The organism is Armatimonadota bacterium, from assembly GCA_028871815.1.
Taxonomy (GTDB): Bacteria; Armatimonadota; Chthonomonadetes; order Chthonomonadales; family Chthonomonadaceae; genus REEB205.
Genome location: JAGWMJ010000006.1, coordinates 13,920 through 39,740 on the forward strand (window position 1 = coordinate 13,920; position 25,821 = coordinate 39,740).

The 25,821-nt window shown below is 62.0% G+C and carries 20 protein-coding genes and 1 tRNA gene; 8 read left to right on the forward strand and 13 right to left on the reverse strand.

The window, feature by feature from the left end:
- Position 1 precedes the first annotated feature (1 nt).
- The 8 genes from KGJ62_08440 to typA all read right to left on the reverse strand — a co-directional run bounded on the left by KGJ62_08440 (position 2) and on the right by typA (position 8,018).
- Positions 2-742 carry a hypothetical protein gene (locus KGJ62_08440; protein ID MDE2126604.1) on the reverse strand — a complete coding sequence of 247 codons (741 nt, stop codon included), beginning with the start codon at positions 740-742 and terminating at the stop codon, positions 2-4.
- On the reverse strand, positions 696-1,196 hold the full coding sequence (coaD, locus tag KGJ62_08445; protein MDE2126605.1) for a pantetheine-phosphate adenylyltransferase: 501 nt from the start codon (positions 1,194-1,196) through the stop codon (positions 696-698). Before coaD ends, KGJ62_08440 begins: the two co-directional genes overlap by 47 nt.
- Entirely contained in the window at positions 1,189-2,034 is an 846-nt protein-coding gene (locus KGJ62_08450) for a universal stress protein (protein ID MDE2126606.1), read from the reverse strand. The genes coaD and KGJ62_08450 overlap by 8 nt, the downstream gene beginning before the upstream one ends.
- Before the next feature lie 98 nt (positions 2,035-2,132).
- Positions 2,133-2,858: an N-acetylmuramoyl-L-alanine amidase gene (locus tag KGJ62_08455; protein ID MDE2126607.1), complete on the reverse strand. Its 726-nt coding sequence runs from the start codon at positions 2,856-2,858 to the stop codon at positions 2,133-2,135.
- The gene (locus KGJ62_08460) at positions 2,855-4,300 is read right to left on the reverse strand and encodes a hypothetical protein (GenBank protein ID MDE2126608.1); all 1,446 of its coding nucleotides are present in this window, start codon (positions 4,298-4,300) and stop codon (positions 2,855-2,857) included. Before KGJ62_08460 ends, KGJ62_08455 begins: the two co-directional genes overlap by 4 nt.
- 159 nt (positions 4,301-4,459) lie before the next feature.
- Positions 4,460-4,723 carry a hypothetical protein gene (locus KGJ62_08465; GenBank protein MDE2126609.1) on the reverse strand — a complete coding sequence of 88 codons (264 nt, stop codon included), beginning with the start codon at positions 4,721-4,723 and terminating at the stop codon, positions 4,460-4,462.
- Positions 4,724-4,854: 131 nt separating this feature from the next.
- The gene (locus KGJ62_08470; protein ID MDE2126610.1) at positions 4,855-5,823 is read right to left on the reverse strand and encodes a prepilin-type N-terminal cleavage/methylation domain-containing protein; all 969 of its coding nucleotides are present in this window, start codon (positions 5,821-5,823) and stop codon (positions 4,855-4,857) included.
- A gap of 356 nt (positions 5,824-6,179) precedes the next feature.
- Positions 6,180-8,018, reverse strand: coding sequence for a translational GTPase TypA (gene typA / locus KGJ62_08475; GenBank protein MDE2126611.1), 1,839 nt, complete (start codon positions 8,016-8,018; stop codon positions 6,180-6,182).
- A gap of 202 nt (positions 8,019-8,220) precedes the next feature.
- Here typA and KGJ62_08480 point away from each other — a divergent pair.
- Positions 8,221-8,292, forward strand: a tRNA-Glu gene (locus KGJ62_08480).
- 121 nt (positions 8,293-8,413) lie between these two features.
- On the opposite strand, the gene KGJ62_08485 is transcribed toward KGJ62_08480, so the two are convergent.
- The 3 genes from KGJ62_08485 to KGJ62_08495 all read right to left on the reverse strand — a co-directional run bounded on the left by KGJ62_08485 (position 8,414) and on the right by KGJ62_08495 (position 10,901).
- Positions 8,414-9,211, reverse strand: coding sequence for a sugar phosphate isomerase/epimerase (locus KGJ62_08485; GenBank protein ID MDE2126612.1), 798 nt, complete (start codon positions 9,209-9,211; stop codon positions 8,414-8,416).
- Positions 9,212-9,303: 92 nt separating this feature from the next.
- Positions 9,304-10,359 carry a hypothetical protein gene (locus KGJ62_08490; GenBank protein ID MDE2126613.1) on the reverse strand — a complete coding sequence of 352 codons (1,056 nt, stop codon included), beginning with the start codon at positions 10,357-10,359 and terminating at the stop codon, positions 9,304-9,306.
- A gap of 20 nt (positions 10,360-10,379) precedes the next feature.
- A complete protein-coding gene (locus KGJ62_08495; GenBank protein ID MDE2126614.1) occupies positions 10,380-10,901 on the reverse strand; it encodes a hypothetical protein in 522 nt (173 codons plus the stop codon).
- Positions 10,902-11,669: 768 nt separating this feature from the next.
- Here KGJ62_08495 and KGJ62_08500 point away from each other — a divergent pair.
- The 6 genes from KGJ62_08500 (at position 11,670) to KGJ62_08525 (ending at position 18,827) form a co-directional block, all read left to right on the forward strand.
- Complete coding sequence (locus KGJ62_08500) at positions 11,670-11,885, forward strand: SPOR domain-containing protein (protein MDE2126615.1); 216 nt, start codon at positions 11,670-11,672, stop codon at positions 11,883-11,885.
- 187 nt (positions 11,886-12,072) lie between these two features.
- On the forward strand, positions 12,073-12,576 hold the full coding sequence (locus tag KGJ62_08505; protein MDE2126616.1) for a hypothetical protein: 504 nt from the start codon (positions 12,073-12,075) through the stop codon (positions 12,574-12,576).
- Positions 12,577-12,688: 112 nt separating this feature from the next.
- A complete protein-coding gene (locus KGJ62_08510) occupies positions 12,689-14,389 on the forward strand; it encodes a hypothetical protein (protein ID MDE2126617.1) in 1,701 nt (566 codons plus the stop codon).
- A 274-nt stretch (positions 14,390-14,663) separates the two neighbouring features.
- Positions 14,664-15,872, forward strand: a complete 1,209-nt coding sequence (locus KGJ62_08515; GenBank protein ID MDE2126618.1) for a hypothetical protein — start codon at positions 14,664-14,666, stop codon at positions 15,870-15,872.
- 318 nt (positions 15,873-16,190) lie between these two features.
- Positions 16,191-17,336, forward strand: coding sequence for a hypothetical protein (locus tag KGJ62_08520; protein ID MDE2126619.1), 1,146 nt, complete (start codon positions 16,191-16,193; stop codon positions 17,334-17,336).
- Between the two features lie 264 nt (positions 17,337-17,600).
- On the forward strand, positions 17,601-18,827 hold the full coding sequence (locus tag KGJ62_08525) for a hypothetical protein (GenBank protein MDE2126620.1): 1,227 nt from the start codon (positions 17,601-17,603) through the stop codon (positions 18,825-18,827).
- A 13-nt stretch (positions 18,828-18,840) separates the two neighbouring features.
- Here KGJ62_08525 and KGJ62_08530 read toward each other — a convergent pair whose 3' ends face one another.
- Positions 18,841-21,765, reverse strand: a complete 2,925-nt coding sequence (locus KGJ62_08530; GenBank protein MDE2126621.1) for a hypothetical protein — start codon at positions 21,763-21,765, stop codon at positions 18,841-18,843.
- A 62-nt stretch (positions 21,766-21,827) separates the two neighbouring features.
- Positions 21,828-24,137: an ADP-ribosylglycohydrolase family protein gene (locus tag KGJ62_08535; GenBank protein ID MDE2126622.1), complete on the reverse strand. Its 2,310-nt coding sequence runs from the start codon at positions 24,135-24,137 to the stop codon at positions 21,828-21,830.
- A 599-nt stretch (positions 24,138-24,736) separates the two neighbouring features.
- Between KGJ62_08535 and KGJ62_08540 the strand changes: the two genes are divergently transcribed.
- On the forward strand, positions 24,737-25,255 hold the full coding sequence (locus KGJ62_08540) for a hypothetical protein (GenBank protein ID MDE2126623.1): 519 nt from the start codon (positions 24,737-24,739) through the stop codon (positions 25,253-25,255).
- Positions 25,256-25,821 lie beyond the last annotated feature (566 nt).

Genomic DNA, 25,821 nt, shown 5'->3' on the forward strand with positions numbered 1-25,821 from the left:
GTCACTCGGTCGGCGCAGCCGCCTCCGGTTCCAGCGCCTGGCGCGCGCGCTGCACCCGTTCGAGGGCGTGCGCCACGCCGGCCTCAACTTCCATCAGCAAGCGCATCGAGTAATCGTCGGCGCCCTGGCGCATCGCATCCGATTCGGCGCGGGCATTGGCAATCATCCGGTTCGCCTCGTCTACCGCCTCGGCCATGACCTCGCTTTCCGATACCAAAAACTCGGCGCGTTCGCGCGCCGCGCTCAGGATTGCCGTCGATTCGGCGTGCGCGTCGGTGCGAAGCTTTTCCGCGTCGCGTTCGGCATCCAGGCGAACCGTGGCAGCGTACTCGTCGGCATCCACGCGCAGCGTCTTTGCTTCGTGCTGTGCGTGCTCCATGGCTTCGCGGGCGACCGTACCGGCACGATCGCGAATCTTGTCGGCCTCTTCAATCGCGCGATTCCGCGTAAGCTCCGACTCCTGCAGTATGGCTGAGCCGCGTTTTACCGATTCGGGCAGGTTCGCCCGAATCTTCATAATCAACAGCGCCACGCGTTCCTCATCCAGGCCGACTAGAATGCGGCCAGGCATGTGGCGCACGTGGGTAAAAAGCTCCTCAAGCTCGCTGAGCAGCTTCAGGATGTCGACGCCCTGCACGGGCGTGCTCAGTTTTGGTGGGGCTGCGGCGGTCGCCGGTGGATTCTGAGCGGTCGATTCAGCCGCCCTCGTTTTGTCGTTGGTTTCGGAGCCGTCGTTCGACACTTTCTGGCACCAGACCTTTCAGTGCGCCGCCCATGCGGGCGATCTCCTTCACGATGCTGGAGCTCAGGTAGGAGTACTCGGCTCCGGTCATCAAAAAGATCGTCTCCACCTGCGGGCACAGCCGGCGGTTCATCATCGCCATCTGGAGTTCGTATTCGAAGTCCGATACGGCACGGAGGCCGCGCACAATGGCGGTCACACCATGGCGGGTTGCATAGTTTACCAGCAGGCCCTCGAAAGTGTCCACAGAAACGGTTGACAGGTGTGCGCACACCTCGCGCGCCATGTCCAACCGCTCATGCTGCGAAAACATGGGTGACTTACCGCTGTTGGCTGCAACGGCCACGGTAACACGGTCAAACAGTGTTACGGCCCGTTCAATGATATCGAGGTGGCCGGCTGTGAGAGGATCGAAGCTGCCGGGCACTACCGCGTGGGTTTCGCGGTCACGCATCGTGGCGCCGCATCACCAGTACCGGGCAGGGTGCATATCGCGCAACGCGATCGCTGACGGAGCCCATAATGGCGCGGCGAAACCCGCCAAAACCGCGGCTGCCCACCACAACAAGATCGGCTGGATGTTCGGATAGGTCGTGTAGGATCACGGTAGAGGCGTCTCCCGTGGCACGGTGGAAATCCAGCGCGACACCACTGGCGCCGGCAGCCGCCTGCGCCTGCTGCTCTGCAGCGGCCGCCTCACGGTCATGGCTCTCCGGTTGAGCGTAGATCGCGCGCAGTCGCGCACCGAACAGGTGGGCCATTTCGGCGGCTGTCGCTACCGCTTGAGCAGATCCCGGCGAGCCGTCTACCGCGGCGGTGATTGCCGCAATCGACGCGCCGGCGCCGGCTCGGTCGTGCACAATCAGCACGGGGCAATGCGAGGCGTGCAGCACGCCGGCTGAGACACTGCCGAGAAGCAGCATGCTTACATTGGAGAGTCCTCGGCTGCCGATCACAATGAGATCGGCATGTCGTTCTTTGGCCTCATCCACGATTGCCAGCGCAGGGTTTCCCCACAATTGCGCGATTTCCGGGGTTTGCGAAAGCCCGGCCAGCGCGGGCATCGCAGCCTGTTTCACAGCGTCCAGTTGTTCGCGAGCCAGGGCATCTGCATCCAATGCTGCCCAGGCGGCAGATGCCTCGCCGGTAACGGTGGTAACAAAGATGCGATCGTCGAACACGTTCAACGGAATCAGCGCCGCGTGCATCCGGCTGGCGAGAAGCACGGCAAAAGAGATCGCATGTGCGGATAGCTCGGATCCGTCGGCGGCTGCGAGAATGGTCTTGAACATCGTTGGCGTTTCCTTGGTCACGGCCGCAGCCTGGCGGCCACTTGTGAAAGTTTACCCCGGCAGAGGTCGGCTGGGCGTACGGTGAGCTTCGCGAAAGCTTACGGTTCGTCGGCTCGTCCGTCGCTGCCATGTGGCGCTTCGCTACTGCCCAAGGCGGCACGCGTGGAAGCCGGATTGCGCGCCAGGGCCAATACTGCAGCGAAGTCGAATCCGGCCGGGTCGGTCTTGCGGCCCGGTGGAAGGGCGATGGCAGCGTGGGATACGATGCGACTATCGGGAATGGTGTACCGCGAGCGCAGAAGGCGAATGATGCCGGCCACCGCGGCAACCTGCGCCGGTGGATATGGATCCTTGCCGTCATTGCGGTTTACCATCTCAATGCCCACGCTGTAGTCATTGACGCGTGGTACGCCGTCGAGCACCGACACGCCGGCATGCCACGCCCTACGCTCTACCGGCACCATCTGCACCACCGTGCCGTCTTTGTCTACAACGAAGTGCGCCGATACCTTGCGGTCCGGGTCTTCAAATGCCGCCACCGTTTCGTTAAGCGATGTGAGCACGGTGGCGTGAAGCACCACACAGTTGATGACCGTGTTTGCGGGACGGTTATCGTAATTGGGAGATGGTATGTAGATATATGGCAGGGCGATCGGCGCTTTAGACATGAGATTACGGTGCCTGTGGCCTTTGAACATCAGGAGGACGATGGCGGCGACAATAAGCCCCAGGATTCCGATGCGGATCGGCGCCTGGGGCCGTTTTCGAATTCTAGCGGCCAGGAAGCGGAGCGTGCCGGCACGGCGGCGGCTCGGCGGGCTCACTTCCTGCGCCGTCGGCGCGCGTGGTGGCGGCTGCCGGCAGGCGGAGGCGGTACTACGGGCAGCGCCGGACCGGTGCGCACCAGTACCGATTTGCTGGCGATGACATGCCAGGCCGAGTTGAACACGCGGAGGGTGATGCGGTGCAATCCGGGCTTGACCGAACCGGAATCCCACGTAAAGTCCCAGTCATTCGGCAGCGCCGCGGCGTAAATCCCACGGCCATCCACGAAGTAACGCACCACGACCCGGTCGCTCCGGCCGCGTGCCCAGCAGGTGAGGTGGACGAGGCCGGAGAGGCGCGTACCGGCGAGCAGAGGCATGGGCTCGGCGGCAGGTGGATCGTCGGCGGGCTCCTCGGCGCCTAAAAACCAGGGCGACGAAATCGCCTCGCGATATGCGGCGGTTATTGTGGGGTCATCGGTGATGCTGTAGTCATTGTACGGGTGGCCGGGCACAAAATGGATCGCGTCACCATCAAAGTAGTTAATGCACTTCACGCGTGGATAGATCCGCGGAAGCGAAGCGTATAGCGTCAGGATAGCGCGTATAGCGAAGGATGCGCGTGTGCGATCTTCCGCCGCGGCATCGTGGGTGGCGCCATATTCACAGATCATGATCGGTTTCCGGGCCGCATAGTGATCATATACGTACCGGAGCAGGTCGCACGGATGCTCCTCTGCGCCGGGTTCGGTCCAAAGGTTGTTGTGCAGCGTGACGCTGTACATGTTCACGCCTACCCAGTCCACGGCATCGTCTCCGGGATAGTAGGCGTCCATGCCCTTGGTGGGGATCATGTAGGGGCACCAGACCATCGCGACGTTTGGCGCCAGGCGCGCCATGACATCATGAACGAGGCGAAACTTTTCGCGAAACAGCGCCGGGTCGGGGTGGTAGGCGGTCCACGAACCGTTCATCTCCGCGCCGAATCGGAGGAAGATATGAGCGCCTGAGGCCTTCATCTGCTGCGCCAGCTGTGTCAGATAGGCGCCGTCACGAACGCTCTCCATTCCATCATTGGGCTCGAGCGCAACCTGCACCATTTTGCCTTCGGCCGCCAGATGCTTGACCCATGCAAGTGGTAGTGGCTTTCCATAACCGAGATAGAAGAAGTAGGTGGCGTGCGTCCGGCCGGTGATCGCCTCAAACTCCTTCGGATCACGATGGACAATATGGTTTGCGTCGGTTACCGTTTGCCGGAGGTCTCCGTCGAAGTCGATAAACGCTCCCAGGTAGCAGCCTAACTTCGGCTCGTATTTGGCGCCGGTGTACCACCGTGTCAGGTCGGGCCCAACCGGCTGCTGGTACATATAGAGTTCCGCGGCAGGCTCGCCGCGCACTACCTGACTGTGCGCCGGGCGCAGCCTACGAGCCCCGGGCGGCGGTGGCGCCGCTATAGAAGCGATGACGAGCAACGCACAGAGAACAAGGTTACGATGATACATGCGAATCTATAAGTTCGGCGAAAGCAACGTGCGCCGAGTGCGATACGAAGCGGCTCCATTGTAGACCATAGGCAACGGAGTTGGCAGACGCAAACCAACCGCGCCGAGGCACTTTGCCGGCGGCGCGGTTGGTTGATCCGACTCGATTCGCGAACCCTCTTATGGCGGTCCGGGTACGGTGTGTGGGCGCGACGTGGTGAGTGCCGGAGGAGGCGCCGGCGCCTTGAGCCCTTTTCCCCCACCGGGCCTGGGAACGCCGGGAGGCGCGCCGGATGCTGCCGGTGCGCCCTTCGCCGCCGGTGAACTGTTGTCGAAACCAGAGTTTGGCGGCGGCGTCGCGGGTCCGTTATCCCCGCTCGAGCTGCAGGCCAGGGGGACAGCGCAGAGCGCCGCCAGCAGCACAGCCGCCAGATACTTCTTCATGGGTGCGAGTTCCTCTTCAAGATGCTCACGGTGCATGCGTGCGAAAGGAGGAGCTTCCGCTGCCGGCGCTCCTCCTTCCGGACGCCTTTATAGGCTGTTTGGTCCGGCAGATGCGCCGGACGGGAGCGGACCTAGTAGCGCGGATCCCAGTACGGGTAGGTCCAAACAGCGCCGGTGGTGCTGTAAGCGCACTGTTCCAGCGAGTTAAACCGCATCGCCTTGGCGTGGCCATCGCAGAATGCGATATTGGCGAAGCCACTGTTGATGCCGAGATCGAACTCCGTGTTGGCCGGGTTGTTGAACAGACCCACTCGCTGCGTGGCCTTGTGGACGTAGTACGTCCAGCCCGGATAGTAGTTGATGGGGTAGCCGCCCCAGTTGGTGCAGTTGGCCGAGTTGTTGTCATAAGCGGGCCACACGGCCATGTTGCCAACGCCCAGCTCTGGCGACGGATCGCCGTTCACGCCCTCGCCCCAGGTGCTGTCCGCGGTGAGCAGGATCAGCTCGGCCGGGCGCGCCCATGAGGATTGAGCGGCATCATTGGACTTGAAACCGGTACCGTTGCCGCAACCACTCCAGTCGCCGCCGGGTCCGAATTCGGTGAGCAGCATGTTCACGGCCATCTGTGAGAAGCAGCCCTGGTAGATGCCGCGCTGATCCAGCTGTGGTACGTACGGGAAGCTGGTGATGTACGGGTTACCGATAGCCGATGGCCAGTTTGTTTTGCCGATTTCGGGGCAGTATTGGATGTCGTGATTCTTCACATACGGGAAGATGACGCCTGTGAACATGGCGTCGGGCTCGTTGGGATCGGTGCCCGGCGTGCCCCAGTCAGGATAGCAAGTCGTACCGCCGCCGGCGCAGCATCCATATAGCGACGAGCCATTGTTATCCGTCAGTGGGATCTGCTCGTCGTAGTCCTCGGAGTACATGAGGGTGCCGAGCGCATACTGTTTGACGTTGCTGAGGCATGAGGTCTGCCTTGCGGAAGCCCGTGCCTGAGCGAAGACGGGGAAGAGGATCGCCGCCAATATCGCAATGATAGCGATAACTACGAGCAACTCGATGAGCGTAAACGCCCGTCTGGTGTTGCGTGCCATATACATAGCCTCCAGTCCTGCTCGATGTAAGTCTGCGGGCGGTTTGCCCGCCGGATGTGTGCTATGGCTGCTTACTGCTTTGCAGCTCGTAGGCTCCGGTCGCACGTGGTGACGAGAGCGCATCAGCGCGAAGAAGATATCACGCTGACAGTGGATTATTACACAGCGGTCGCGCGATTCCTTCCGACTCACCAGTTTTTTGGAAGAATCTTTTGCTGCGCCCGGATCATGGCCGTAGACCACGGCTTTGCGCCTGTGTGTCACCGGTGGCGGAGTTGGAAAGGCAAAAAAGAAAGCGCCGATGGCGGCAGCCAACGGCGCTTCGACTCTCTGCGCGGAGCAGACTGCAGTTCGCGTTAAACGGCTACAGCTTCGGCCCGTCTTTCGGAGCGCTTGCGCATATTGGAGTCGAGTATGCGTTTGCGCATGCGGATGTTGGAGGGCGTGACCTCTACCAATTCGTCCGGACCGATGTACTCAATGGCACGGTCCAGTGACATGATTGTTGCCGGCGTGAGTCGCACTGCAATCTCGCTGTTCGAGGCCCGCATATTGGTGAGGTGCTTGGTTTTGCAAACGTTCACCTCAAGATCGGTATCCCGCGAGTTGCGTCCAACAATCATGCCCGCATAGACTTCGGTGCCGGCCGGTATGAAGAGGATGCCGCGTTCCTCGGCGTTTGCCAGGCCAAACGCGGTCGCGAGGCCATCATCCGTCGCGAGGAGGGATCCGTTCCGGACGCGTGAGATCTCACCGGCAAATGGCCGGTAGGCATCAAACACCGAATGTACGATGCCGGTGCCCCGCGTGGCCGTCAGCAGGTCGTTCCTGAACCCCAGCAAGCCGCGCGTTGGCGCCAAAAAGCTGAGGAAGGCGCTGCCACCATCGAGCCGCATCTGCTGCATCTCGCCCCGGCGCCGGCCCATCTCTTCGAGTACAACTCCCTGATACTCCTCCGCCACTTCCACCTCAACGCGCTCCCACGGTTCAAGCTTGTTTCCGGCCTCACCCGTTTTGAAGATCACTTCCGGCTGCGAAACCTGCAGTTCGTATCCCTCCCGGCGCATCGTTTCGATGAGGATCGCCAGGTGAAGCTCACCACGGCCGCTTACCAGAAACACATCGGGAACTTCCGTCTCGTCCACGCGAAGGCTCACGTTCGTCTCCAGCTCCGTGAAAAGGCGCTCCCGGAGTTTACGACTGGTGCTCCACTTGCCGTCGCGACCGGCCAACGGGCCGGTATTAACGCCGAACGCCATCCGAAGCGTGGGCTCATCGACGCGCGCCGAATGCACGGCCACGGGGTCCGCGGCATCTGCAATCGTCTCGGCAATGGCCACGTCAGCCAGTCCGGTTACAAGACAGATCTCGCCTGCTGGGGCTTCATCTACGGGCACCTTCTTGAGACCCTCGAAGATATAGACTCCTGTCGCCTTTCCCTGTCTCACATTCCCATTTCTATCGATCAGCGCAACCGTGCTGCCCGAACGCATGGCGCCGGACTGCACCTTCCCGATAGCATAGCGACCGCGAAACGAGTCGTAATCCAGGTTGGACACCAGCATTTGAAGAGCGGCGGATGCGTCTCCCTCCGGCGCGGGCAGCTCGGCGAGTATCGTCTCGAACAGCGGCCGCAGGTCCACGCCCGGCTGAGCCGGGTCGAGGGATGCGACGCCTTCGCGCGCTCGGGAGTAGACGATGGGGAAGTCGAGCTGGCGTTCATCTGCGCCGAGCTCCACAAAGAGATCGAAGGTGCGATCAATCACGTTGTCGGGCCGCGCATCTGCACGGTCCATTTTGTTCACCACAACGATGGCACGGTGCCCTGCGGCCAGCGCCTTGGACATCACGTAGCGTGTTTGCGGCATTGGTCCTTCAACGGCATCGACTACCAGAAGCACCCCATCCACCATGCCCATCACGCGCTCAACCTCGCCTCCGAAGTCGGCGTGGCCGGGTGTATCCACGACGTTGATTTTCACATCGTGATAGCTGATAGCCGTGTTCTTGCTGACGATCGTGATGCCGCGCTCGCGCTCCAGGTCGTTGCTATCCATCACCCGTTCAGCAATCTCCTGGTTGGCGCGGAAAACGTTGCCCTGGCGGAGCATGCCGTCTACCAGGGTGGTCTTACCATGGTCAACATGCGCTATAATAGCTATATTACGTATTTGTGGACGAGCGATTTCCGGCATTACCTGCTTTCCGAACACCGGTGTCAACTCCACGGCACACACAAGAACGGCGCGGACGGCGTTACCGACCGCGCCGCATCAGCGCGCGCAATGAAACCGGCGTTCTTACCTCTTCAGTATACCCCGTTGCGCGCAACAGACCAAACCGAGTCGACGTCGGCTTCCGCCAGGGTGACGGATGGGTATAATAGAGCCTCTTCTCGGGGCTATCGTCTAGCGGTCAGGACGGCGGGTTCTCAGCTCGTTAACCGGGGTTCGATTCCCCGTAGCCCTATCCTTACACACGAGAGCACTGGCTTACCGCCGTGTCGTGTGCTGAAAGCCGGCGCCTTGCCGACTGACCGGGCCACACTCCCTGCCTATTGCGGTCAGCCCGAGAGACGCGGCGCTCCGGCTCAACCCATCCTGCTCCGCAGCCACGCAGCGCTCTTTGGAAGCGCGGAGTCGGCCGGCTCGGAGAGGCCGCACTCAAACGCCATGGCTCCCTGGAAGCCGATTTCACGTAGCGCCGCCAGGATGCCGGTGTAATCCGCGCTGCCCGTTCCAGGTTCCAGGCGTGTCGTATCGGCCAGGTGTACATGTCCGATCACGTCGGCGCATTGGCGAATCGTCGCCGGCAGGTTGCGCTCCTCAATGCTCATGTGGAAGATGTCGCTCATCAGTCGGATCCCGCGCCCGTTCAGAGCGCGTACCACGTCGGCGCCATCCGCCTGTTTCGGCAGGCTGTTGGATTCATAACGGTTCAGTGGCTCCAGCAGCACGCAGACTCCATTCTGAGCCGCGTGATCTGCCAATGGAGCCAGCATCGCCAGCAGCAGGTCGCGTTCGACCTCGGCCCGTGACTTCCACGGCGATAGATCCGGCACGCGATCGTTACCGTTGAAGATCGGCACGATAATTGGGCCCAGTGCGCCAACCTCTGCCGCCTGGTCCAGCTTTTTGCGAAACGCATCCGAGCACGCCTGCCGCCGGCTGCGGTCCGGATGGACGACCTCCGACGAGAACCCGCCGCAGATCGACGAAGGCTTTACCGGGCTGCTCAGCAGCTCGCTTTTGCGCTCTGCCATACCGGCTGGATCGTTCAAACGTCCGCCATCGAGCTCTACCGCGTCGAATCCGTAGCGATGCAGATTCGCCAGCTTCTCTCCGAACGTGCTGCCCGGCACAAGACCTTCCTGACAAGAGAGTTTCAAGTTGATAGTCCTTGGATCGTGTCACGCAGGGCTTAAGCCAGCCGGCATACGCGGCTGGCTTAAGCCCATCTCAGCGCGGCTCGGCGGCGCAGTTACTGAGTGGTGGCGGCCTGCGTTTGGGCGAGCAGTGGCTCCATAGCCGCTGCGATGCCGGCTTCTCCGGTGCCGAGGTCTACCTTCGGGAACAGCCACCAGTTTTCCGTCCAGGTAATCGTCTGCCCAGGTTCCACGTGCCGCATCGGTCCCAACGTCTCCAGTTCCAGGAATACATTGTTCGTAAACGACTCGTTGTTGCAATCGTAGTCGGGGTAGGTGGCTTTCGCGTCGAAGCTGAACCGCTTCACGAAGAGCGAGCCGTTGTGGTAGTACGCGGCCCAGCCCTCGCGATTAAGAATGCCGATCTTGTTCGGGTCGGTCACATTGGGATCCTGCCGAAGCGTAAAGAAGCGCTTTCCGAAGGTGAGGCGGGGATCGGTGAGGTCGGTATACGACCACAGCACCATGGGCCTTACGGCGTCTATTTTGGTGTCGTGCGAAACGAACGGTTCCTGCGGGAAGATGGCTGTGCCGCCCTTGTTCATGGCCGACATGGCCCAGCATGCCATATCCACGGCAAAGAGGCCCTTATTCGTCAGGTGGTGCACCACGGTTACGTGCGACCCGCTGGGATCCAGCGTTACGTCGATCTCCTTCTGGATTCCGGTTGGCTTCTCCACCGGCTCGATCAGCTTTATCGTGTTGCCGTCTGTGACGGCGTCAATCGGCGTGTTATCGGGAACGTACGAACGCGGGATGCCTTCTGGTGCGTGCCACAACCGATGGCCGCCGCGGATGTACCAATCGCCAAGATCGGTGTGCAGCGTAACGCCGGGAATTGTTGCGAAAACATTGCCGTCGTCACCGGAGCCAACGAAGGCGTATCGCATGATCCTCGGGCCATAGTCGGTGGCCAAAATCAGCTCAACGTTGCCGTTAGTGATCCGGATGTTGTTTGGGCTGCCAAGATACGAAACCTTTTGCTCGATGGTAACACCTCCCTGTTGTGCAGCTGCAGTTTGTGCAACTGCGCCCACGGCGCACGCCATTAAGCCCGTCGCGATGCCGGCTCCCAATGTGCGTGCCGCCGCGCGGCCGAGTGAAAACGACATGATTGATCTCCGATCTGCTGTTAGTGTTCGCGATTTGCCGGTGGGTAGTTATAGACGATTCTAAGCCGCCGGATTTGGGCGTCGCCCGCCCGCAGCGTGCCGATTTTCAGTGGTGGCGAGCCGATGAAGTTCTCGAAGATATCCACCTTGTATTCGGTGCCGAATACCGCTCGCGCCTGGGTGAATGCCGTGAACGCCAAACGGTTGACGGCCCAGGGCTCCATTCGGGGTGGAACCATCAGCCGCATACGGTCCGGCCCCATAAAGCGCATGCCAACCGCCATCCGCGGGCTGTGGTTGCGATACCGGTCCTCGAACAGATGCGCGAAGGTGATATGCGTGTTGTCGATTCCCGGTCGTACGTCAGGACCACGTGGAACGGCGCCCACCATGCGCTTGAGTTGCGCGAGCGATGGCGGCCACGAGTTGGCGGCCCGATACGGGTCGTCCGGCTGGTGCGGATTCCAGCTGTGAACTGCCATCCATGTTGCCGCAGTTACGATGGAAAGCGCCAACGCCAGCGGCAGAATCCTCTTGATCACCGGCCTCCAACCAATCCGGACCAGCGGCGCGCCCGTTAACGTTGGGCACCGCCATGGTCAGGCGCCACACCATCCGTCTTGGCGCCTTTCATTTAACCATGCGTGTGCTTTGCACCTTCGCGGGATTGCGGCCGAGCCGATTTCTGTTACTTCGGAATACTGTGCGATTCCGGCGGAAACGGGGACAGAACGCGCGCCCTGTGGAGTTGCATTTCGGGTAGATTCTGATACGATGTGCGCCTCACCTTCGCTTTCCTGACGTGACCAGGGCCAACTATGAGAACTCAACGCAAATCCGGCGCTTTGCTATCCGGTTTCCGCGGCTTCATACTGCTGGCGGCGGCAAGCTTCGCGCTTGGCTTTTTCGTACTTTCGAACTTCTTTCCGGGAGCGGGCGACTCGACGCCGCCGGCTCCCGCGCCCCAAGCCGGAACGGCGCCGGCGGCCAAAGCTTCGCCGCCGGCAAAGCCCACAACCGTTTCGATGAGCAGTGAGCCCAGCGTCGCCGGCACGCAGCGTTCTGACCCTGGAATCGTCGTCGAGCCTGCATCGGGCTCGGGCGCGGTACCCGTAACGTCGCCGCGGCCGAGTGGGAGGAGCACGCTCCGGAGGGTCAGGAATCGAAGCCGGCGCCGGATAAACGACGTCGCAGCCGTGGCGCCGACGGGCGCGGCTGGCTCGGCCCCAGGCGTCGGGACGACGCAAGGTGTCGCCCCTGACGGAACGGCTCCGGTGGCGCCGCAATCTAGCGCACGGAGGCTTTACCATGTGCAGCTCGGCGTGTTTTCCACCACGGCCGCTGCGCAGCAGACGGTGGCAGCGGCCTCCGCCAAGGGATTGAAGACCTACATCGAGCCGTTTACTCGTCGTGGCCGTCTGTTATACCGCGTGCAGTACGCAGCTTACGGTTCGCGCCGCCGCGCCGACCGCGAGAAGCAGAGGCTTTCCTCGCAGGGAATTGACACCTGGGTGGCGAACCCGTAAGGAAGTCGCACGATGCTCGCTGCACGAGCGTGCTTGCGGGCTGGCCTTCGGTTGTGTATAATAACGGTTAGGCGACACCTCTATCGCGGGCCCGGTGGCCTGTCGGCACAGGAGCGTCCATCCCTTCATCCCCCCGCAACCGTGGCGTTTTGAACTGGCAAACATTCGAGCAAGACAGGAAGGTGCTATGAGGACACGCGTGCTGTGGAGACGATGCCGGGCTGGCGTCCCCATTCTGTTTGCAGCGTCGCTGGCGCTGGCCGTTTCAGGTTGTGGGGGCGGAGGCGGTGGCGGCGGGAATTCCGGCAACAATCCGCCACCGGCCGCGAACACGTTGACGGGCAATGCCGTAGATGCCGCTACCGGCGCGGGCATCGGCGGCGTGAAGGTAACCATACCGGGCACAGCGTTCACGGCAACCAGCGACGCAACCGGTAAGTTTGTGATCAGCAACATACCGCTCACGGCTACCACGTTTGAAACCGCAACGCCCAACGCCTCGGTGTACTCCACGATCGTGACGTACGAGGGCAACAACTACGAAACGAGCACGAGCCGGACCGGCGGCCCGTGCACGATGCCACTTCCACCACTGGTGAAGGGCGCAAATGTTCTTCCAGCGAGCGTGCTGATGTACAACATCGGCAATGGTGGCGGGCCGCCGCCGCCGCCGGTAACCAGCTGCCCGTAGGGCCGGCTCGCCGGCCACCGGCAATTGAGTGAGGATGCAAGCGAGCGCACCGCCGGTTAGTGGGGCGAGCCGGTGGCAAGGGCCGGGGTTGTTCCGGCGCCTGATCCATCGGATGCGCTGGCCGATTGGTATTGCGCTGACCGCAGCCGGTGTTGCGGCGGTTTATCGCGAGGGCGCCAGGTTTAATCCGACGGCGTCGCCGCCTGTCGGCCCGGCTGGCGAGCGATCCATTGAGTTGGACAACGTGGACTTCGCTTGCACCGTGGGTGGCGCCGCGCTCTGGCGGATCCACGCGGACCGCATTACGATGCGTGCGGTGGCCGGCGCTATCGGCGCCATGCAGGAAGCGCATTGCGCGGGCCTGCGCGGTAGCGTCTATCAATCACGAGGTACCGGCGCGCCCGAGCTCACACCGAGCGACGCGGCTATGCCGCACCAATCCCCAGACGCCGACTTCACGGCCGCCTCGGGTGATTGGGATGTGGGAGGCTCGACGCCGCTGCCCGCAAGCCTCGCCTTCCTGTTTAACGAGAGATGGCAGCTGCAGTTGGACGGTGGTGTGAAGTTGAGTTTGCGAAATGGCCACCGCCTCGCAGCCGCCCGCATGGTGATCTATGAGTTGTTGAATCGAGCCACGCAGCACGTGGAGCGGCGCGTGGTGTGCAGCAGCGGCGCGAAAGTAAGCGTTGGAAAGGCCACGATGACGGCGGGAGGTGTGGTATACGATCCTCACGATCGGTCTGTGGAGGCCGACGGCGGCGTCGGCGTGACGATCCAACAGGCGCACTTGAGCGCGTCCAGGGCATTCTGGTTGACTGCATCGCAGACGCTTCGGTGCCCAGAGCAATCCACAGGCGTCGTCCGAGGCATCCGGTTTCAGTGGACCGGCCTGGTCGTCAGCATGGCAAAATCCGATGCGATCTATCGCGCAACGGCGTTTCGGGCGCTCGTTCCGGTGGCGGCTGCGCTCATCGCTTTACAGCACTCGGCCGCAGGACAAACTCCGCTTCGCGTTGCGCCGGTTACTCCGCCGAAAGCCACGCGCAATCTGGATATCTCGGTGTCAGGAGGAGGCACGTACGACTCGCACACCCGCGAGGGGACGGCCACCGGCCTGATTGCGCTGGATGGGAAGACTCGATTTACGGCCGATAGCGCCACCTGGAGTGACGCGACGCACATCATGAAGGCAGACGGGCATCTTACAATGGACGATGCCGCGCACCATGTCACCGCGAATCTGGCTACGGTTCACTACGCCTCACCTCGGCATGCGCTTTTGACCGGCGATGTGGTGATGGTGGTCAAGCCGGCGGAAACGCCGGATGCCGCCCCAGCTGCCGGCGGCCGGCCCAGTTCGGGCGCTGAACGGATTCATTCCGCACGCGCCCACGGCTTTACCGTCACGTGCGACCAGGCGGACTACTTCTACGGCAAAGTGAAGCACGGCACTTTCGCCGGCTCGCTCAAGTTTCATCAGTTGTATACCGACGACGCCGGAAAGACCGTAGAACGATGGGGCACGGCGAATCGGGCCGATTATGACGATAAATCGCAGACGCTGACGCTCTACCCGCCCGTCCACTTCTGGTCTAACCGCGGCGAAGATATCACCACGCAGCAAAAGCTGACGATCCACACCGAACCGGGCCACGAGAAGATCATCATTCCCGGCGCGTTTCATATGCTGCTGCCATCCGGGGATGCGGATGGCACGGGGACATCCGCCCCACCGTTACCTCCTGCGAAGAGCCTGCCGGTTCACGGCAGTCCGGTTGGATCGCCGGCCGCGCCACCGAAGCCCAGCCACTGAGCCGACGCGATCTCCCCGGCAGGAACGCCGCTGCAAGGCCGTGCGTCAGTGGTATGCCGGATTAGCGCATCTCGACCGGGGGAACGCAGCAGGCCCGAAGCAACGGTCACCAACTTGTCTGCAGTACGCCAATTCCGTGACGGCGACCCCTCTGCATTGCACGAAGTACGCTGGGATTGCAATAGTCCAGCGACCGACCCATTTTGACAACGCGTGCCGTGCGCGCTCGCGCCGCCGTATTCGAGCTGTAGTACACACTTAAGAGAGCACGAGATTGAAGCCTTTATCCAACCGTTCCAGGCACCATCGCGGATCCATGCTGATTGCGGCGCTGGCCTTCATCGGTATCACCAGCGTTATCACTGCCGGCATCCTTACACTGGCCACCGCGCACTACAGCCGGTCGCGCACCGAGGCGAACTATGCAGCCGCGCTGGATGCGGCGGAGGCCGGCGCGAACTACGAGCTACGCAAAGTCAGCGACGATGCTTCGCAAGCCGACTCGGCGGGTACCACGGGCGGTGTTCAATACACGCTGCCCGAAGGCACGTTCAAAGTCTATTGCACCAGCCGTACCGGCGGTAACTGGACGGTCGGTACGCCGATGTACATCTACTCAAGCGGTACGGTGCACGGACTTACGAGAACCGTTCAGCTGGCAGCCAAGCCGCTGTGTGGAACCGGAGCGGACAATTACGTGCTTTATGGCGTGAATTCCGGCACGCTTAATGGGTCCGCATCCGCGACAGGAGATATCGGCTCAAACGGGCTGCTCGCCTGGAATGGCGGCGCTTCAGTTACCGGAAAGGCCATATTCAATGGCCCTGGCGCCGGCTGGGCAAAGAACCCAGGCGGGAATATCACAAGCGTCTATAACACGACGGCGCTGGCATGGCCCACCGTAGAAACCCTTGCCGCCAATGCGTTCCCACTGGGTGGTCTCTCCTGGCTCGCCACGAACAACGATAACGCGCTATCCGGTATCAGCAACGATGCCGTGAACCTGAGCGGCTCCAGCCAGTTCACCTTTCAGAGCAAAGCCGGCGGGGCGAACTACTACCTGACCTCGCTCAGTACAAAAGGCGCTTCGTCACTCTACTTTGCCAACAGCCTTGGCCCAATTACAATATGGGTCGGCCCAAGCGGCGCCAGTACGTCGGTAACCATCAACGGCGCGATGTCGGCTGTAGCAATGTCGCAGGACCCGACGAAAATGGTGAAGTTCTATTTCGCCACAACCGGCAACGTTACATGGAACGGCGCCGCATCGCTCGATGCCGGCATCTACAACGTCAACAACGCCGGAACGGGCGCCGTGGTGATCCACGGATCATCGAGCCTGCTTGGTCAGATTATCGCCAATAGCTATACCATCGACGGCGCAAACGGCCTGCAGTACGAGGGCAGCTACTTTCCATCGCCCGGCGCGAGCTACTACGGAATGGACAACGCCCTGTTCGAGGACAACGGCGCCTGGAACTGACCTCCGGTTTTGCCGCATGCTGAGCGGGCCGGTGAGCGTGTTTCGCCCGGTCGGGCGATCTGGGTCTTACCGCGCGCATCCCGGCACGGGCCGTCGCACCGGGAGCAGCTGATCGCAGAAGGCACAAGCGCCGATTCGAGCCAGAGCGTCTGCTGCACAAAATGCAATGCAAATGCAATATCGGATGGACAGCTTCACGGCCGTGAGCCAAGCTACCAGCGTGGTATGGCGTCGATTCCATGCCGAAAAGAGATGACGAAAATGATCTGTTTGGGTAAACGTCCGGCGAGCCATTCCGGCACTATACTGATCGGCGCAATGATATTTATTGGTATTGTCAGCATGATCACGGCAGGCGTGCTGACGCTTGCCACAGCGCACTACAGCCGGGCGAGCACCGAAGCGAACTATGCCGCCGCGCTGGATGCCGCCGAGGCGGGAGCGAACTTCGAACTGCGCAAAATCAGCGACGATGTGACTCAGGCCGATGGGGCCGGGTCCACCGGTGGCGCTGCATACGCGCTTTCCGACGGAGGATTCAAGGTCTACTGCACCAGTCGTACCGGAGGTCCGTTCATACCTGGACAGACGCTGTACATCTACTCAACAGGCACGGTAAACGGACTCAGCCGGACGGTACAACTTGCGGCGAAACCCGGTTCGGCCCAGGGGAAGGACAACTATGTGCTGTACGGCGTGACTTCCGGATTCAGGAGCGGAAACAGCCGCGCGGTGGGCAACATTGGGTCGAACGGCGACCTCTCGTGGAGTGGGCCGGCAACGGTCTCCGGCAAGGTGATCTTCAATGGACCGGGCGCGGGCTGGTCGAAGCAGCCAAGCGGAACGCTATCAACGGTCTACAACCCCAATGCACTTGCCTGGCCAACGGTAGAGACGCTGGCCAGTGAAGAGTTCCCTCTCGGCGGGCTGACGTGGCTTGCGTCCAACAACGACAACGCACTCTCCGGCATCAAGAACAACTCGCTTACGGCTTCCGGTTCGTTCACGTTTCAAAGCAAAGTCGGCGGAGCGAACTACTATCTCACCGGGTTGACGACCGGTCTCAACACGGCGTTGTACTTCAACAACTTACTGGGTCCGATCACGGTTTGGATAGGGCCGAGTGGGGCCAACACCAACATCACGATCAGTGGCGCCTCCTCGATGCTCGACGCAACTCAAGACTCGACAAAGCTTGTCAGGCTTTATATTGCCACTTCAGGAAACGTTACCTGGGATGGTTCCGCCTCAATTGACGCGGGGATCTACAACGTCAACAATTCGGGTACCGGTTCCATAATCTTCAATGGCGGCGCGCAAGTTCTTGGCCAGGTCATAGCGAACTCGTATAGCCTCGAGGGCGCCGGCAGCCTGACTTATCAGGGTGGGTACTTTCCGGTGCCCGGAGCGGACTATTACGGAATGGACAACGCCCTTTTTGAGGATAATGGCGCCTGGAACTGATGGGCGATCCGACACGTTGCTCAAAAGACCCGATTGCACTCAATGTGCAGTCGGGTCTTTCGCATTTTGTGGCCCGCATCCACTGCCGGGCATTTTAACCGCGAGCCGTTTACCAAAATCGGTACGAATACCCCTCTTGCGGACCGCTCCGCCCGTTTACAATAGTGGGCGGCGGTAACCTGCGCTGCCTAAAAAGCGCAGCGTAGTCCGTCGGTTGAAGTGGCAAGCCAACTCTGGTGTGGCCCTTCGCCGAAAGGAGTGCGAATGTACGTGGCAACGACGAACAAGAGCCGAATGAACGGCAGCGCGCTGATTGGGGCGCTGGCGTTCACCATTGCAACCAGCATGATCCTGGCAGGCGTTATCACGCTGGCGACCTCACACTATTTACGCACGAATACCGAGGCGGCCTATGCGGCCTCCTACGATGCGGCGGAGGCCGGTGTCAACTACGAGATCCGGAAGATCAGCCAGAGCCCAAGCAGCGCAGACCAGGCGGGCAGTACCGGCGGCTATACCAGTGCGCTGGCCGACGGCACGTTCCGCGTCTATTGCTCGGAGCGCTCAGGCGGGACGTGGACACCTCCGGACCCTCTCTACATCACGTCAACCGGTACGGTGGAGGGCGTATCGCGCACCATCCGCGTTGCTGCTCACGGTGTGGGGCAGGCCGCCACCGGGACCTTTGCGCTGTTTGGAACTGAAGACAGTGACATCGGCACGCTTTCCGGCAACCCCGTCGTGATCGGCGATGTGGGCACAAATGGCCTGCTTACATTCAACGGCCATCCGTCTGTCTCCGGCGATGTGGTATTCGACGGCCCCGGATCGAACTGGACCTCGGGCGGGACAAACCCGAATTACACCGTAATATACAATCCCAGCGCATTGAGTTGGCCGACGGTTGAGTCGCTGGCTGCCGGCCAATTTGCGGGTGGTGGTCTAACGTGGCTGGCAATCAACAACGACAACAGCCTGGCGGTACCGCCGATCACCAGCACCAACGTGAACCTTGGTGGTGGTTCCTCGCTCACTCTGGTCGGCAAGGCCGGTGGCGCCAACTACTACCTCAACAGCCTGACGATGACAGGAAACGCCACGCTCACGTTCAACAACTCAGCAGGTCCGATCAATGTCTGGTTCGGACCGAGCGGCGCGCCCGGCGGCCTAACGTTGACCGGTGCGGCCGCCACGGTGAAGATGTCGACCGACCCGTCGCGAGCCGTGCGCTTCTATGTGGCAACCAGCAACAACATTTTTCTCACAGGAGACAGTGAGTTGGACTGCGGTGTTTATGCGATGAACGAAGCCGGCGACGACACGATCGGATTCAACGGCAACGCAACGGCTTATGGACAGTATATCGCTCCACAGTTTTCGGTCGAGGGCACGCCGACGGTAACCTACCCGGGATCGATGTACTCCTCCAACTCACCTGCCTTCTTTGGATTCGACAGCGCCATGGCCGAGCAGAACGGCGCCTGGAACTAATAGTGGCTCCCGGTCACGGCGCGCGCCACAAGCCCACCACGTCGGCTTCCAGCGCCGCGCTGCCGGTCCAGACCAGACGGGTTTCCAACTGCCCACCGGCGTGCCTGAACTCCACCGATACCCAGCGCCACTTGCCGCGCGGAAGCTGCTCGGCGGTGATCGGCGTATCTGCTTCCACCGTAAGTCCGCCGCCGACGCAGGGATCGAGGCGAGCCACCGTGCTGGCCGCATCACACTTGCCAGTTCGCTTCAGCCGGTAAAGGGCGGTATACGTGCCCGGCGGCTCCGAAGCGTAAGGCCCATAGAGTGCATGCTTGCCTGCCGGCATCCCACCGACAATCTGCCACGCGTTGGCGCTGAGGGCTGTGGCGTCTGCGACCGGCGCGCCCTCCTCGTGCGCCAGCGACGACGCGTCAAATGACTGGACGAAGCGCATTCCACGCGGCAGGTTCCCCACAACCTCACGTGCCTTCAGATTAAGTACCTCCACGGATTTGTCCCAGAGCTCCGATCCACTGACTGCCCGAAGCAGTAGCTTTGGACCGGTGGCGAAACCCGAGACGTCGCAGTGGAGCGCTTGCCCGGACGCGAGAGCGGCCCTGTCCGGACGAATGGCGACCGAGGACATACCCCCGGCGGCAAGCAGGCGTAGTTCCAGAGGGCGATCGGTAACATTCTGAACAGTCACGCTCAGGTGGATGCGTCTTCCTGGAAGCGCCAGTGCCATGTGGGCCGCTCGCACCAGCACTTTGGCACGTTTCAACTGTTCGCGGTAGAGCGCGGCCAGCTGCCCGGGCCGAACGCACACATATCCCGGTCCAAGCCGATCCATCACCTCTTTCAGCATCGGCAGCGTGGTATCCCAGTTCATCGCGAACAGATGCATGAACGCGGGCCGCTGCTTTGGCGTGAACTGCCGGATTTGGCTCACCAGGCTGGCTACCTGCGCCGGCTCACTCAGACCATCCTGAACCTGCGTGAGGGCACGGAACACCGGCGTAAGCCCGGCCACTGGAAAGTCCGCCGCACTGTAGCCGGCCACCTGCCGCCCATAATCGGGAAAGATTGCCTGAATGCCGGGAATGGCGCGGGCGTATGCGTTGTACTCCCAGTGCTGCGTGGCGTTCATCACCCAGATGCTGCGCTCGCCCATCAAACTCATTTCAGCTGCGGTCTGGTGCAAGAACTCGTTCCAGACCCTCTGCCTGTACGGAGCGCGGAACCGGTCGCCAAAAAAGTCTGGGTACGTGTAACCGGCGCCCGATACTGCCGCGAGAAACGCGTCGTCCGGCGTTGCGGTTTCGGTGTAGTAATCCACGATGTCGGGTATCAGCACCGCAGCCGATGGCGACATGGTCCAGCCCAACGGTATCGTTCCGCGCTGTTTCTCGGCCCACAGTTGCGGAAAGTTGTTGTTGGTCAAAACCGGCAGGTTATCGCCGTCGGAGATGATCCAACTTGCGTAAACCTTGCCGGCATCCAGTTTAGGAGCAGGCGGCGGCGCCGGGCGATGGATTCTGACCCGTATTCCCGAGTGGACGCTGAGATTGGTGCAGTCGATCGACCCCACCAGATACTTGCCGAACTCGGCAAGCAGCTTCACGCCGGGCCCCTCTCCGATGCCGACATCCTTGCCGGCCCACGGGTAGCTCATCACCGGTATATCGGCTGGCATGCGCGCGAGCAGCTGCTCCATCAGCCTGGCCTCGGCGGTCGGGTCGCTGAAAGGTTCCGCTCCATCAATCGGACCGGATATCCAGAAGCAAAAGATGCTCTTTTCAACCAGATAGTCGCGCAGACCAATATGATCGGGCCACGCGCATGCGATCACATGGTGGGTGAGCTGTGGCCAGAGGTGCTGAAACGACCAGAGGCATGCTTCCACGGTAGTGTGCCACTTGCCGCGCAGATCCATACCCACCGGCAGATTGAGAGACTTAGCGATGCGCGGAGAAGCGATCAGCCAGCCCTTCACAGCCGCGAGCATCGTTGCTGTATTGATCGTGGCCGGCAGTTCCGGGTCCGTGATCACCAGAGCGTGGAAGAACCGGCCGCGAAACCGGCCCAACAGGGATGAGGGGTGGTTCACGCGTTCGTAGCCCTGAATCCAACCGCGCTTTACCATCCATGCCAGCCACATGCGGTCACTGGGTTGAAAGATGCAATAGATCCTGGGCTGCGAGCGGTTCACCAACCCTTCCAGGCTCAGGAAGAGAAGCTGTCGATCCGGCGGCATCTTCTCGAGATCCACCACCAGCAGGTGATGGGCCGGCGGCGCCGAACGAGGGAACAGGTCTGGAAACGGCCGCGCCTCCTGGTCCGGAACGATGCCATTCGGCACGCCGCTTAACTGTGCGGGAGCCGCCATCGGCAGCGCCTGGCTCACATTGCCGCCCGTCAGCTTGAACAGCGTGATCTTATCCACCGCAAGATCGGTGTATCCGCGCCAGTTGATGCGCACTTCCAGCGCGCCACCGGGGCAGTGGAACGCCAGCGCCGCCTGAACGTAGTGACCGGGCGCGAGTTCCCTGCCGCGAACCTCCCGAGATGCCAGGATGTTCTGGCCGTGCCCGGTACAGGCGTCGAGCGTGGCCACCACCTCTGCGCCGGCGTCACTGCCGGACTTCAAGCGTACAAAGGCCACATAGTCGCCCGCTGCGGTGCGTCGATACGGGCCATACACCATTTCGCGGCCCGGCGTCGCCTCTCCCGATGCGGCCACCCACGCCGTGCCGCCGGCAGCCTGTGCATCGGACTCGGCGCCGCCCGTCTGGTGTCCCTCGCCGACCCCGGCCGCAGACCACGATGCCCGCAGCGCGTATTGACCCACCGGCACGTACTTCAGGCTGCGTACCTCGCCGAGAATGGATGCAGGTACGTTCTGCGCGGCCGCGGGCCGCGGCGCCGCGATCAAGATCAATAGCAATAGAAAGAGCAAGCGGATCCCCCGTTCACGCCCGACTTCGGCAGGGCCAATCAACGGTCGACGCGGCGTGGTGGTTACCAGCCCGTATTGCCGATATCGGCTATACCGCAGCCGGAGCCATCTGCCAACCCGACAACAAAGCGGATCGGTTCGGCGCTGCGCACCCACTTCACCATAATCACATTATCGCCTGCGCGCAGCGATATATCCACTGCCCAGGGTCCCGAGCCAACCTGCGGCAGCCATGGATCTTTGTTGAGCCGGCGAAAGACCAGCGCGCCATTGAGCCAGACCTTCACGCCATAGTTGCTGTTCACGACCAGACGCGCATCGCGCGCGGCACGGCTCCGAAATACGGTCTGGCCGTAGCAAACACCCTCGGAAGAGCGGAACAGCGACTCAAGGTCCATGCTCGCTTCAGCGAACACACGTCGCTCCCAGCCGATGGATTGCTGCAGACGGCTGGTGTACCGTTCGGCGAGGCCCGGTCTGTCTTCCGGCGCGCCGGCCCGGTCATAGCCGTCGCCGCCAAAGCTGGCAAACGGCCCGGTTACAACCCAGCAGGAGGCGCCAAGGATCACGAATTCGGCGAACATCGTCGATCCGCCGTCCGAGGGGTCCAGACGCAAGGTCAATGCGTTGGCAATATCAATGAAAGCGCTGCCTTCCCGTACCATCACGGCGAAGCCGAATCGGGCAGCCGCGCCGGCGGCGATCACGTGCCGCTGTCCGTAATCGGGCGGCGCCGCCACCTGCCAACCAGCGGGCGCCAGCAGCGACACACGGCCATCAAATGGCTGATCGGTCGTGTTGAGTACCGTGAACTGCAGCTGCCGGTTCTCGTTGTAGGCAACGGCTGCGTTGGCGCCCATATCCATGGTAACCGTGAATGCGCCCGCCGGGCTGGAGGTGGAGCAGGGAGGCGCTACCAGCAGCGGCTTGATGGAGGTGCTGTCGGCCCACGCAATTGCGCCACTCCAGTCCGGCGCCGCAGGCGCAGCGGTGACCTGAGGTGGCGCGGTAAGCTGTTCGGCCTCGTCCTGCTCGAGTACTTCGGTTTGCGGTACGGTCGCGGCGTCCGAATTGATGGGCTGCGGTATGGCGGCCGTTGCCACAGGGAGAGGCGCCGGCAGGTCGGACGGAACCGCAGCCTGTGGCGTAGGCACCGGTTCCGTTAGATCGGTATCGTCCGGTACCGGCGAACTCGCCGGGGCTTCGGCTCTCTCGGTCGGCGCGACGGATGGCGGAGCGACCAGTGCGGCGGCCGGCTCCGCGGCGCCACTTGCAGCATGTGCCGGGTCAGCGACATCCCGGGCGCCATCCGCGCTCGGCGGCGCTGCAGGTTGCTGCACATCCGGCGACTCCGGCACGGCAACGGTTTCGCAGATCGCGGTGTCGTGGCAGCATGCCGACACAATTTGAGCGCCGAGCGCAGCGGTGCGATCGGCAAGCTCCTGCGTGGTCGCCGCGGCGCGGAAGTTGACAAGGCCCACACCCGGGATGATCACACCGGCCAGGGGCGCGATCCACGCAGGCGGCAGCCCTCGGGCGCCGAGCAGGATACCCAGTGTGGAACCCACTGCGCCGGCAGCTGCTTCGGACTCGAAGCCACAGTTGGCCGCGGCGCAGATCGCTTCGCCGAAACCGCCAAGTGCGGCGAGGAAGCCGATTGTGAAGAAACCGGCTGTCAGCGCTGCGTCGTTGCCAACTCCGCCGCCCAGCGAGTTCATAACCGCTTCGCGCGCGGTCAGCCATGTACGGCCCTGCTGCCAGGTGGCAAGCGCCGCCTTTACGGCGATGGCGGTGCGGCATGTGCGCGGTATCATCGCCAGGCCGATGGTGAGCAGCGACATCGTGTCACTGAGGAAGAAGGCCGAACTCTGGAGCGCCGCAAGGAACATGGCGGACCACACGCCTTCTTCCGCGTGATCCATACGCGAATCGTAACACGCTCGTGCCGCCGCTATCTGCGGTGCGCCCGGCGCCGTCAACGCCCAAATCTCAGCGCGGGCAAAGCCGGCAACGCCGTGTTTAGCGGGGTTGCTGTGAAAGCCGGACGCAGGCGGCCGGAGCCCCCGCCGCATGTTGAGCGCGGCGAAGCCCAACTCCGACTGGTTGTACGCCAGGTGGTCCATCCATGCGGCGGCCAGATCCTCCGGAGTCACCTCGCCAGGGCGCTGCTCCAGCGTGGCCAGCCAAACCAGCGGAAAGTCCATCCATGGGCCCGCGTACGGCTGAGATGGTGTGGTTGGCCAGCCGGCTAGCGATCCAGGAAACGCACTGCCCTGAAGGTTGCTGCCCAGAGTCAGGCCGGCCAGGCGGCCTTGCCAGGCTCCCAACACCTTGTCTGCATAGTCGGCTGTTGAGATTTCCAGAGATGCCATCGGCAAAACCTTTCGCCCGAAGCACATGAGAGCCAGAGCAGGCCGGCTTAACGTAATATGATGACAGATGCAGTTGGTCAGATGGTGGAGGCGTGCCGCAACCCATTCGCGAAGCGCTGGCTGTGGCGTGCGCTCCGGCCAGCCTCAGTACGATTGCCCTTGAGTGCGACATGCCGCGGCGATAGAGTAAAGCTGCCAGCCGCGGCAGCGCCGGCCAGGGCGCAGAGCGCACGCACGAACATCCGTTGACGGATGGCGCCCTTCGCGAGAACGATGGAACAGACGATGGCGGTCTTCGACCCGAAGCCTCAAACCAGGTTTGCAGCGGCTGCCGGAAGGCAGACTTTGCACAACATGCTGCTGCAGGACAAAGCTACCAAAGCCAAGAATATATGCGGTGTCACGAGCCTACTCGTCGCATAGTTCACGCATCAGCGCGCCATCCGTGTTACCTGTCGCATCGGTGAAATGCGGCAACGAGTGGAAGGCGCTGAGCAGCATCATGACCAGGCAGCACATTATGATCAACGGAAAGACACTCAACGCCGGATAGCGTCGGGCGGCGTTTCGCCTGTCAAATCGACCCAAGGGAGACACGCATGACGAACCTAAGCACATTTGCACTCGTTCTGCTCGCCGCTGCCGGCCCCGGCGGCAAGGCAAAGCCCTCGCCGGCTGCCGCATTGGCCCGGAAGCAGATTGAACAAGCCATGCTGGTGCTTGACAAAGCCACAATAGCGAGATCGATCGCCCAAACGATGGCGATGCTCGATAAAAAGTTCGTAGGGCATGAGCCGGGCGGCGTTACAACAAACTATGCCGCGATCGAGCTGAGGCTGAAGCAGGAGTACAAGCTGATAACCAAGGTTTCGACATCTACTGCCAGAATAACCAGCTTTGCGTTCCACGGTAATACGGTAGTGACCACGATTGCGCAGTCCGAGACCGGCACACTGAACGTGCCGGCCGGGTCACCCCGGTTTAAGGCGGGTCCGCAGCCTTACAAAGATGTCTCGACCGACCGCATTACCTGGGTGAAGCGTGGAAAAAGCTGGAAGGTGCTGGTGGACACGCAGTTGACGGATACAACTACCGTGAGTGGCAAGAAAGTCAGCTAGCGCTCGGCTGGCCACGAGACGGGCGCACAGACGCTCAATGGCTGCGTCGACTTGCTGCAAGTGTTGTACTTGAGCCGCCTTCAGCTGCCGGATGAGAACCTCTTCGAGCGGTTCTGTCGGCTTTCGTCGCTTGATGCTCGCCGGCTCCTCCTTGCCCGGCGCGGCCTCGTCGTTTGATCGGGAAACAGGCGCCGCGGCTGCTGAAATGGCCCGCAAACGAGGTTGCTGCTCAGATGCATCGCGCCACCGATACAGAGCAGCCAGGCTTACCAGGAGTCCTTCAACACCATCTGAACAGAGGCGCCTTCCGCGAGGGGTGCGAGCGCCTTCGCTCTAAGGCGATCGGATGGCTCCGCAAACGCCACATCCTCACCGCTTGACCGGAGCTCACGCAAGAGGCAGCAGGCTTTGGTACCCGCGATGCCGCAGCGGTCGATGAGATCCTCAGGCGTAGTGCTGGACCGAACTGAAGCAAGGACCCCGTCGCGAACGGAGTCCGGTTAACGTCGCGTCATGACGCGTTGTCACGTTATTGGGCAGAAGGGATCTCCGATAGGCGCCCATTG

Excerpts from the sequence above, each read along its gene's own strand:
- KGJ62_08460 (MDE2126608.1), bottom strand. The coding sequence starts at position 4,300 with ATGTATCATCGTAACCTTGTTCTCTGTGCGTTGCTCGTCATCGCTTCT.
- KGJ62_08465 (MDE2126609.1), bottom strand. The coding sequence starts at position 4,723 with ATGAAGAAGTATCTGGCGGCTGTGCTGCTGGCGGCGCTCTGCGCTGTC.
- KGJ62_08510 (MDE2126617.1), top strand. The coding sequence starts at position 12,689 with ATGCGCTGGCCGATTGGTATTGCGCTGACCGCAGCCGGTGTTGCGGCG.
- KGJ62_08450 (MDE2126606.1), bottom strand. The coding sequence starts at position 2,034 with ATGTTCAAGACCATTCTCGCAGCCGCCGACGGATCCGAGCTATCCGCA.
- KGJ62_08535 (MDE2126622.1), bottom strand. The coding sequence starts at position 24,137 with ATGGCATCTCTGGAAATCTCAACAGCCGACTATGCAGACAAGGTGTTG.
- KGJ62_08470 (MDE2126610.1), bottom strand. The coding sequence starts at position 5,823 with ATGGCACGCAACACCAGACGGGCGTTTACGCTCATCGAGTTGCTCGTA.
- KGJ62_08520 (MDE2126619.1), top strand. The coding sequence starts at position 16,191 with ATGATATTTATTGGTATTGTCAGCATGATCACGGCAGGCGTGCTGACG.
- KGJ62_08490 (MDE2126613.1), bottom strand. The coding sequence starts at position 10,359 with ATGTCGTTTTCACTCGGCCGCGCGGCGGCACGCACATTGGGAGCCGGC.
- typA (MDE2126611.1), bottom strand. The coding sequence starts at position 8,018 with ATGCCGGAAATCGCTCGTCCACAAATACGTAATATAGCTATTATAGCG.
- coaD (MDE2126605.1), bottom strand. The coding sequence starts at position 1,196 with ATGCGTGACCGCGAAACCCACGCGGTAGTGCCCGGCAGCTTCGATCCT.
- KGJ62_08540 (MDE2126623.1), top strand. The coding sequence starts at position 24,737 with ATGACGAACCTAAGCACATTTGCACTCGTTCTGCTCGCCGCTGCCGGC.
- KGJ62_08505 (MDE2126616.1), top strand. The coding sequence starts at position 12,073 with ATGAGGACACGCGTGCTGTGGAGACGATGCCGGGCTGGCGTCCCCATT.
- KGJ62_08525 (MDE2126620.1), top strand. The coding sequence starts at position 17,601 with ATGTACGTGGCAACGACGAACAAGAGCCGAATGAACGGCAGCGCGCTG.